Consider the following 8723-nt stretch of genomic DNA (forward strand, 5'->3'; position numbering starts at 1 on the left):
GTTTTCTCTCTATCTTATTAATAGCATATTCAATATAGCTTTCCGAACCCCCAAAACAGGCTAGGACACTGCTATTTTTAAAATATATAAAGTTAACACTTATTTGATCCCTTGCTATTATTTTATTTCTTATCCTTACTGGATCAAGCCAACTTATAATTATTTTTTTCTTATTTTGGTCAATTTCATTTATTTCGTATTTTTCAAAAGAAGTTTTTGAAGGAGTGGAGCAAAATGAATCGTTATTAAATTGAATAGTACTATTTAGCTTAAATAAAATACAATCCTTTTCGACTTCAACCATCATAATTCACACTCCATTCTTTACATTCTTAGATTTCTGAATCCTCAGAGGCTATTCCTTCGTTTTCAGAGTTTTCTATAAGTTCATCTTGTTCATCAATTACTGCAATTTCCTCATATCCAACAAATTCTTGTAACTTTCTAATACTTTCATTTTCTTCATCATAACCAATTGTTTCAAGAATAGATTTGTTTTGAAGATAAAATTCAGTTAGAAGATCTAAAATATTTTCATCTTGATCATTGAATTTGTCAAGGTTTTCAGCAAATTTGTTAATAATTTTTATAGTAGAATTTTGAATTACCTCATTAATCAATTCATCACCATTAATAAATTTGTTAATAATTTGTTCAAGTGTTTTATTTGTTTCCACAAGATCTTTAATTCCATGAAGACACATATCAATATATTCTTCTTGGAGAATGTCAATTACAGTTTGTTTAAATACAATATCTTCTTGTCCGGTGACAACGATTTTTAATATATCTAAATCGTCTCCCTTTAGGAAAAATAGAGAAGTGAAGTCAACCTCGTTGTATGACATTTCAACCTTAAATGATAAAATATCGCTTCCCAAAGTTATATATTCACATGCTAAATGTGATGATAATAAATTTTTTCCATTAATGGTAATGTTCTTTATACCTTCTCTTGTATGCCGTTTATTTTTTGTATTAAATTTAATTTCTTTAAATTTTGAAAATACACATCTTTGAGTTAGACGATTAGAAATTAAATCAATCAGAACTGCCGTTTTATAACTTGCGCTTTTTACTTGAGTAGATTGATTAATATTTTCTCTAATCCTATAATTTTGAATCGGCCATTTTAGTACAAATGAAAAAAAGTCTTTCAATGTACTTTGTACTAAATGGTTCCCAGAGAATATAGTTACAACGGATTTTACTTTATCTAGTGAAATATTAACTTTATAAACTGCTGTAAGACTATCTAGGTTCCTAACTCCTGATCTCCAAATTTCCGAATATTCTTTTAGTCGAATTGTTAAATCAAGAAGATGTTCAGTCTCTTCAATACTTTCTACAGTAATAGTAAATTTATCCTGAAAAGGTCTGTTCTTAATATCAGAAAGTAAAACGGTTTCATCACCATTATTCTCTTCTTTTAAAAAATTTAAACTGTTCACCTTGTATGTATATGCAGGTAAGCCGACACTACCAGCCATAACAGCCATCTCGATAAAATCTTCAATTTCTGATGGTTCAATTATTTCAACAAGTGACATGAAATCATCTTTCAATTCATGTTTCTTTGTACTTTTTTTAGGAAGTGCCCAACCTAACTTTTTTTCTTTTAGCATTTCAATTACATTCTCTTTGTTAATTTTATCATAGACTCTTTCAATAATACTCACCATATTCATATTCCATTCCCCCATTTCAAGAATTTCCCACTTCAATAATACTTCTATATACCTAGGATAACAAGTCTAAATCCTATGTTTTATATCAATTGAGTGAATTCAGGTATTTACTTTTTTTTATACGATTTTTCATTGTTTGCGTAGTTGATCTGCTGTAAACGTTTAAAGTGCAAATTATTATTCCCTATGCCCACCAACCAATTTACTCCTATGCAACGCAGTACCAGCACCAGTATAAGAAACAGCTCTCAATATAGATGCAGCGCCGTATCTATTTCGAATCTTATCCACCACATACCCGATCTCTCGTTTTTTCCATCCATTGATATCGAACAAATCCAATTGCATTTCGTAATCATCGACTAGTTTAGTTATAGAAATTGAAATTTGCCTTACTGTCTGCCCTCTGTAATTCTCATTCATAAGCTGCAAACACACATTGTAAATATCTATCGTAATATTAGTCGGATTTTCAATCGTTCGGGACCTTAAGAATCCACCGCCGAATTCGTCTTTGCTAAATCCTAATCCAAATGAGATTGTTCTACCTGCTTTTTTAGCATCCCGGGACCTCTTAGCAACTTCCTCGCACATTTCCAAAACAACAGCTTTGATTTCACGTTCTTCTTTATAATCCCTCATAAGGATCTGGCTCTTACCAAAACTAATCTGTCCCTGCATAATAGGTGCACCAATTTCAGAAAGATCAACACCCCAAGCATGGTGATACAACTGGTTCCCCATGACGCCAAATTTCTTCTCAAGTATTTCTAAATCATACTTAGCAAGCTGGCCAATATTAAATATCCCCATCCCATTCAATGATTTTTCCACACGGCGACCGATGCCCCACATTTCCTTTAACGGCGAGACGGGCCATAATTTCTGTGGAATATCATCGTATGACCACTTTGCGATACCGTTCGGTGCTTTTTTAGATTCAAGATCCAGAGCAAGTTTAGCCATTAGCATATTAGGCCCAATTCCTACCGTGCAGGGTAAACCAAAATCATGTTTAATATCTGACTGTATCATTTCTGCAATTGTTTCTGCTTCTCCCCATATTTTTTCAAGACCTTTTACGTTTAAGAAGCTTTCGTCAACTGAATATGTGTGAACAGCAGAAGGAGGGACGTATCTATAAAACAGCTTAGTTATCTCAGTTGACACTTTAATAAACAAACTCATTTTAGGGTTAACAATTTGAATTCTTGGGTCCTGTGGGATTTCAAATAATCTATTTGTTGTTTTTATGCCAAACTCCTTTTTTAAGGCTGGAGATGCAGCAAGCACGACACTACCTGGTCGGTCTGTACTGCCTACAACAGCAAGATAACATGTGAGTGGATCCAAACCTAAGTCAACAGCTGCTACACTAGCGTAAAAGCTCTTCATATCGATACATAAGATGCTTCGTTCTGGAAACTGAGAGTAGTCAATCATGTTGTTTACCTCACTCTTGGTGTACATTAACTAGATTTTTGAAAGGTACATGGTGAAAATAATCTTGATCATCTTTTAAAATTAATTGACTTTTCAAGTGGTTAATATAATGGACGGTGCCAGTTATCGTATTTATATGTCCATTGTTGAAGACTTCAATGATAATAGTTGTGTTAAATTCCATTGCTTCACAAATGATTAATTCAAATTCCTCAATTGCTTGCTCATCCAGTTCGGGCTTCTTCAATTTTTGTTCATCTATTATAACTTCCTTTAAAGACTGTACATGTTCTGGGAGCATCATTGCAGTCCATTTTATTGTTCCACGGTCTTTAATCATTTGAAACATCTCCTTTTCATTTAGTATATGCGAACATTAGTTCCTTATTCAACTTGAAATCGAATAAACGTTCGTATAAAATGATGGTAAAGGAGGTCTGATTGATGAGAAGTTTACTATTAAAGGCGGCAGCTAGTGGCGGATTATTAGAAATGATATACCAGGACTGTAAGGGGAATATTAGCCAGCGTAGAATTAAGGTGTTATCAGTAAATGAGGAGACATTTAGATCCTATTGCTATATCCGGCAAAAGCAGAGGACCTTTAAAATAAGTAACATCTTATCGGTCGGACCAGTACGAAGTATGAGGAGAGGGGCATAATTATGTCTAAAGTTAAGAAAAAACGACCAACGAGAGACGAATTCGAGCTAGAAGAGATTGGTAATTCACTTGTAGAAGCGCATGATGAAAAATCAGAAGTAATATTAGATATCTGGGAAAAAGAGTCGATTCAAGGGCAGATTATAAAAATGGATAGTCGCACAAGATTAATTCATATCGAAAAGGATTCTAACATTACCAAAGTTCCGTTTATGGACATAATGAAAGTTTCTATATTGTAACTAAAAGTTGAAAGCGCTCCTCAATAACGAGGGCGCTTTTCATTTTTTTTCAAACGGATCGCCATCCATCACAACTTTATGTGTCTCAAGCATTAAGTCGTAAAACAAAAGGAATTTTCGTACCTCAATAGGGGTAATCCCTACCTTCTGCAAATCCTCAATTAACATTTGCCAGTCATCAGCTATAGTCAATTAAATCACCTCAAATTTACATATCCCAGAAATCACTCATTTTTGCATTTGGTTCAATCTCTCTAATTGCTTTCAATAATTTCTTCATAACATCTGCTCTTGGAATATAATCCTTTTCGTTGCATGCCTTCGTAACGGTATTTTTGCTTACCTTGGCAGTCCTAGCTAAATCTTGTTGGTCTAACCCATTCCGATCCATCCATTTCCCTAATTTACTTCGTGGTTTGCCTAATCCCCACATATTTTTATACCTCCAAAAAGTAGTTGTATCAGCATTCTTGACCATGAATCCCAAAATTATACGATCAGATTTTAAAAAGTTGGGAATTATGTACAAGCCGTATGTCATAACATCTACTATTCACTTAGTTATTCGCTAACTTATTCGTAGAAACCTTCGTCTGTAATTTCATTAGATGAACAGTTAAGCGAAACTTACAAACTTAATCGAAGCAAGGAGGTAATCAAATTTTTCCTATTCGTTGTCAGTGCAACTATTTATTATTAAATAATAAATTTGGGGTGAGGAAATGCTGTTTGAAATCGTTACAACTTTTTTGGCTGCTGGTTTAGTTGGATTTAGTTATTTTAAACTGTCAGAGTTAGACGATGGAGAAAAGATAAAGAAAATCGCTTTAAATTGTGGCCTGTATGTAAAAGAAGAAAAAGAAATCCGTACCATGCAACTTTATCGTAAGAAAAAGCATGAATGGGGAATGGAATATGTTTATCGCATTCCACTAGGTATGTCTTTGACTGATTTCGAAAAGAAGACTGAGCATTTAAGGGATGGTCTTAATAATAGAAAAAAACCAATAAACTTTAGAGGATTAGTACAAATGGACTTTAAAGAAAAGCTTTTACCTCAAATTAAGCAAATATTAGGGGATCGTTATGTATCGGATAAAGATATTGAATTGAATTATGATGGAATGCTCAATATCAAAGTTTTAGATAGACATATTCCAAATAAGATTAATTTCAACTTAGGTATGCTAGGAGAATGTGTTGATTGGGAAATTCCTCTTGGGGAAAGCAGGTATGGCTTTGTGAATCATGATATGGAACGTGGCCACATCACATTAGCAGGGGCGACAAGAAAAGGAAAGACAGTTCTCTTAAAGATCATTATTACATCATTAATACACCAACAACCCGAAAATACAAAGTTAACACTCATTGATCTAAAAGGTGGCTTAGCGTTCACCCGTTTTAAAAATGCTAAACAAGTGCTAGAGGTTGCTACAAACTTAGATGAGGCATTATCAGCATTGCAAAAGGTAAAAAGTGAGATGGACCAAATGAAATGTTGGTTTGATAAGAATGGATCCGAAGATATTAAAGAAGCTGGGATTGATACTAGACATTTCATTTTCGTTGATGAAGCAGCTCAAATCTCGCCAAACATCATCACGGGGAAAGAAGAAAAGGAAAAAGCCCGCAAATGTGAAGAAACGCTTTCGGAAATAGCTAGAATAGGGGCCGGGTTAGGATACAGGCTTATTTATTGCAGCCAATACCCGACAGCAGATGTCATGAATAAGCAGATCAAGCAGAATTGCGATACAGTGATTACTTATAAGCTAAGGGATGCGGTTGCATCAAGAGTAGTGCTGGATGAATCAGGGGCAGAAAAACTAGAAGTACCTGGTCGAGCAATTTATAAAACCCCAGATGGAGTTCGAATAGTTCAAACTCCATTTATTGAAAATGATCAAATAGAAAAGATGATTGCCCCTCATATCACCATAAAAACACGAAGGGAGGAGTTGATCATTGAAGAAACAGCAAAGAGTGGAGGAAATACTTTTAAGCTTGAAGAACTGTGATTATCTTTCAAGGGAGCAGTTGCAAAAAATGCACAACCTTGGTCAAACTCGTAACGCTCAACGGATTCTGTTTAGCTTAAGTGAATATATTTCCTACTTTAATGAAGAAAAAAAGAAAATCTACTACCTAAATACAGCTGGTCGAGAAATGGTGCAAGCTGAAAAGATCAGAAAGAAAACACCACAGGTAAATCATTTTTTAATGAGAAATGATTTATACATCACCAAAGGTCGGCTTTCAAATTGGAAGAACGAAGTAAAAGTATCCGTAAATGACATATCCCTCATAGCAGATGCAGCCTACATCTTTAATAAACTCCATCATTTTGTAGAAATCGATTATAAGCAATCTATGTCAAAAAATATCCAAAAGATTAAAAGATATAAAAAGTTATCCACATTTAATCCACAATTTGCATTAGTTTGGGTGACAACCACGCCTTACAGAAAAAAGAGAATTGAGGAACTGTGCAAGGAACTGAACTGCAAAGTGTATTTGTGGAATGAAATTAAATAGGAGGGATATTATGTCCTGGAAAAAGGCAGCATTACAGATTGGTTTATTGGCGATAGATTACGGGTTAAAGCAGAGAAAAAAGAAAAACAAAACTAGGAAGAAAAGAAAAAACACTAAAAAGAAAGGGTGATCGAGGTGGCTAAGGCACAAACTGTATCGTTTAGTGAATTTATGTCTGGTGACTATAAGCGGCCTAAAAACAAGAGAAACATAGGCAAACTGATTCAAAGAGTAGGGACGACTGTCGCAGTTCCATTAATTATGGCTAAGCCTGTGTTTGCAGCTGAGGCGGTCCCGGTCACAGCTAAAGAATGGATGGGAGAACAAACTCTTTCTATGTTAGCCCATGTGCTGGATCCAGTAGTAGATATACTAGTTGCTCTTAGTTTTCCGATTGCTTCAGTTATTATAGTTGGTGCATGTTTTATGTTTATGTTTAATAATGCAGAAAAGGGATGGACCATGATTCAAAATGCTGGGTTGGGTTATGTACTTATTCAAGTTTCTCCATTAATATTAAATGTACTGAAACAAGTCGGAAATGCTGTATAATAAAGGTCACGTGGAATTGACCACATGACCACATCATTAACCACTAATTCGCCAAAAGGCTATAAAAATCTATAAAAAATTAATTGTTTTATAACATTGATGATCCTGTTGGTTATTCTTTTGCGAAGCCTGATGAAAAACAACGAAAGTGCTATCCGCAAACGATGCATTGTGAGGCGGTTGCTAAATTAGTTATGAAAAAAGAACCAGAAGCCTAATGGTTTTAGGTTCTTTTGGGATTGGGACAGAATGTAAATTAAATGAACATAAAGCAAGATGAGCTATATCATAAGTAAATGAGGTTTTTGCTAATTTGTAAATGTAGGTTGTCTCAATGCAACTCTTTAGAGGCAGCCTATTTATTTAAAGTAAAGGCATGTGCCTTGCTTAGGATTAATACGGAAATGAACAGCTTCTGATGGTGGCCTTGGCTGGAGAAGCATAGCCATAAACCCTTTCATCAAGAATTCCCTAATATCAGCTGCTAAATAACCGCAACTGTTCCTTGGTGAAAGCAATGAAGATTGGAAACACATTCTTGCAAAAAAATTGAGGGAATTGGGGCAAGCAAAAGTACGCTGAAAAGGACAAAAAAGTTTTATAAGTGAGTGCATCTAAATCCTTATTAAGCTAATCAAATCATTCAATGCCATATTTCCCATGAGTTTCTTTATTGGTACTGCTTTTTTTAGAAATATACAGTTTTTTAGTATTATCTAATCCAGCATAAAAAACCTCTGAATAATCTTTGATATTTTGCTTAGTCAGTGCAGATGTTAGCCAGTCTTTATCTAATCCAGCACTTGTTAAGTTTTCCTCCATTATCTTCCCATCAATGATTATATCCTTTTCAAGACCTGTACTTGCTGTTTGAATGTTCATATGATAGGGAGTAAGTGGTTTTTTATCTGATTTGGGTAACACAGAAAAATTCCCATCTGTTTCCATTATAGCGAATTCTACGTCTGCCACGTTAAAGGCATCTTTTTCTCTTAATTTCATCTTTAATTCATTTATGGTCAATTTCATTTTCTTCATATTTTCATCCACAATGGTCCCATTTTCAATTAAAGTTACCGGTTCAGAATTGATTAGCTTCCTAAATGTGAAGCTTTTCATGTTTAAGTATCCGGTAAATATAGTTAATACGGAAAATAAAACCAATGCGGTAGTAGCTGATAGTGTAGCAAATTGCTTATCTATGACAGCATTTGCGACTAATGAACCCAATGAAACACCCATAATAAAATCAAAAAAGTCCATTTTTGATATAAGTTTTCTGCCTATTTTTCGGGTTAAAAATAATGCTAAAATATATATTAAAATACCTTTTAGTATTGTAATGAAGAAAATCTTTTCCATATATGTTTAACCTCTCTTATATTTTATTAACGTATATAGATAGTAGTATTAGTGGGAATTAACAGGATATTCATTTGTTCAATCGACATTTTATTAAAAATAAAGGAAAGGCATACTAATTGAGAAGTACCAGGGTTGATCGACATTTAGAGTAAATCTGTAATTCGGGGACATTGGCAAGAGACTTGCGGATATTGGAAGATGGCGGGTATATGGCAGTGGAAGTGCAGCCGGT

11 protein-coding genes and 2 pseudogenes are annotated in these 8723 nt (G+C 34.3%); 6 read left to right on the forward strand and 7 right to left on the reverse strand.

The annotated features are described in order from the left end of the window. From V7164_RS14695 to V7164_RS14710, 4 genes and pseudogenes are all read right to left on the reverse strand, one after another. Window positions 1-307, reverse strand: a pseudogene (locus V7164_RS14695) (hypothetical protein); the annotation flags it as partial. 25 nt (window positions 308-332) lie between these two features. After that, window positions 333-1688, reverse strand: a complete 1356-nt coding sequence (locus V7164_RS14700; RefSeq protein WP_335354449.1) for a hypothetical protein — start codon at window positions 1686-1688, stop codon at window positions 333-335. A gap of 177 nt (window positions 1689-1865) precedes the next feature. Continuing rightward, a complete protein-coding gene (locus V7164_RS14705; RefSeq protein ID WP_335354450.1) occupies window positions 1866-3131 on the reverse strand; it encodes a DinB/UmuC family translesion DNA polymerase in 1266 nt (421 codons plus the stop codon). Between the two features lie 10 nt (window positions 3132-3141). Then, the gene (locus tag V7164_RS14710) at window positions 3142-3471 is read right to left on the reverse strand and encodes a YolD-like family protein (RefSeq protein WP_335354451.1); all 330 of its coding nucleotides are present in this window, start codon (window positions 3469-3471) and stop codon (window positions 3142-3144) included. A gap of 104 nt (window positions 3472-3575) precedes the next feature. Here V7164_RS14710 and V7164_RS14715 point away from each other — a divergent pair, with 104 nt between their 5' ends. Both V7164_RS14715 and V7164_RS14720 read left to right on the forward strand, forming a co-directional pair. Further along, window positions 3576-3794, forward strand: a complete 219-nt coding sequence (locus V7164_RS14715) for a hypothetical protein (protein ID WP_335354452.1) — start codon at window positions 3576-3578, stop codon at window positions 3792-3794. A gap of 2 nt (window positions 3795-3796) precedes the next feature. Continuing rightward, complete coding sequence (locus V7164_RS14720; protein WP_335354453.1) at window positions 3797-4036, forward strand: YolD-like family protein; 240 nt, start codon at window positions 3797-3799, stop codon at window positions 4034-4036. 39 nt (window positions 4037-4075) lie between these two features. On the opposite strand, the gene V7164_RS14725 is transcribed toward V7164_RS14720, so the two are convergent. Together V7164_RS14725 and V7164_RS14730 are read right to left on the reverse strand one after the other, a co-directional pair. Further along, a complete protein-coding gene (locus V7164_RS14725) occupies window positions 4076-4228 on the reverse strand; it encodes a hypothetical protein (protein WP_335354454.1) in 153 nt (50 codons plus the stop codon). Between the two features lie 16 nt (window positions 4229-4244). After that, on the reverse strand, window positions 4245-4469 hold the full coding sequence (locus V7164_RS14730) for a helix-turn-helix domain-containing protein (RefSeq protein WP_335343984.1): 225 nt from the start codon (window positions 4467-4469) through the stop codon (window positions 4245-4247). A 289-nt stretch (window positions 4470-4758) separates the two neighbouring features. Between V7164_RS14730 and V7164_RS14735 the strand changes: the two genes are divergently transcribed. From V7164_RS14735 to V7164_RS14745, 3 genes are all read left to right on the forward strand, one after another. Continuing rightward, window positions 4759-6057, forward strand: coding sequence for an FtsK/SpoIIIE domain-containing protein (locus V7164_RS14735; protein WP_335354455.1), 1299 nt, complete (start codon window positions 4759-4761; stop codon window positions 6055-6057). Further along, window positions 6005-6574 (forward strand): replication-relaxation family protein, encoded by a 570-nt coding sequence (locus tag V7164_RS14740; protein ID WP_335354456.1) that lies wholly within the window; start codon window positions 6005-6007, stop codon window positions 6572-6574. The genes V7164_RS14735 and V7164_RS14740 overlap by 53 nt, the downstream gene beginning before the upstream one ends. Before the next feature lie 135 nt (window positions 6575-6709). After that, on the forward strand, window positions 6710-7126 hold the full coding sequence (locus tag V7164_RS14745) for a hypothetical protein (RefSeq protein ID WP_335354457.1): 417 nt from the start codon (window positions 6710-6712) through the stop codon (window positions 7124-7126). A 639-nt stretch (window positions 7127-7765) separates the two neighbouring features. Here the strand turns inward: V7164_RS14745 and V7164_RS14750 are convergent. Beyond that, window positions 7766-8488 (reverse strand): DUF421 domain-containing protein, encoded by a 723-nt coding sequence (locus V7164_RS14750; protein ID WP_335354458.1) that lies wholly within the window; start codon window positions 8486-8488, stop codon window positions 7766-7768. Window positions 8489-8646: 158 nt separating this feature from the next. Between V7164_RS14750 and V7164_RS25715 the strand changes: the two are divergent. Beyond that, window positions 8647-8723: pseudogene (locus V7164_RS25715) on the forward strand (hypothetical protein); the annotation flags it as partial.

Origin of the sequence: Bacillus sp. JJ1474 (assembly GCF_036965225.1) — a bacterium.
Taxonomy (GTDB): domain Bacteria; phylum Bacillota; class Bacilli; order Bacillales; family Cytobacillaceae; genus Cytobacillus.

Excerpts from the sequence above, each read along its gene's own strand:
- V7164_RS14750 (WP_335354458.1), bottom strand. The coding sequence starts at position 8,488 with ATGGAAAAGATTTTCTTCATTACAATACTAAAAGGTATTTTAATATAT.
- V7164_RS14705 (WP_335354450.1), bottom strand. The coding sequence starts at position 3,131 with ATGATTGACTACTCTCAGTTTCCAGAACGAAGCATCTTATGTATCGAT.
- V7164_RS14730 (WP_335343984.1), bottom strand. The coding sequence starts at position 4,469 with ATGTGGGGATTAGGCAAACCACGAAGTAAATTAGGGAAATGGATGGAT.
- V7164_RS14735 (WP_335354455.1), top strand. The coding sequence starts at position 4,759 with ATGCTGTTTGAAATCGTTACAACTTTTTTGGCTGCTGGTTTAGTTGGA.
- V7164_RS14710 (WP_335354451.1), bottom strand. The coding sequence starts at position 3,471 with ATGATTAAAGACCGTGGAACAATAAAATGGACTGCAATGATGCTCCCA.
- V7164_RS14715 (WP_335354452.1), top strand. The coding sequence starts at position 3,576 with ATGAGAAGTTTACTATTAAAGGCGGCAGCTAGTGGCGGATTATTAGAA.
- V7164_RS14700 (WP_335354449.1), bottom strand. The coding sequence starts at position 1,688 with ATGAATATGGTGAGTATTATTGAAAGAGTCTATGATAAAATTAACAAA.
- V7164_RS14720 (WP_335354453.1), top strand. The coding sequence starts at position 3,797 with ATGTCTAAAGTTAAGAAAAAACGACCAACGAGAGACGAATTCGAGCTA.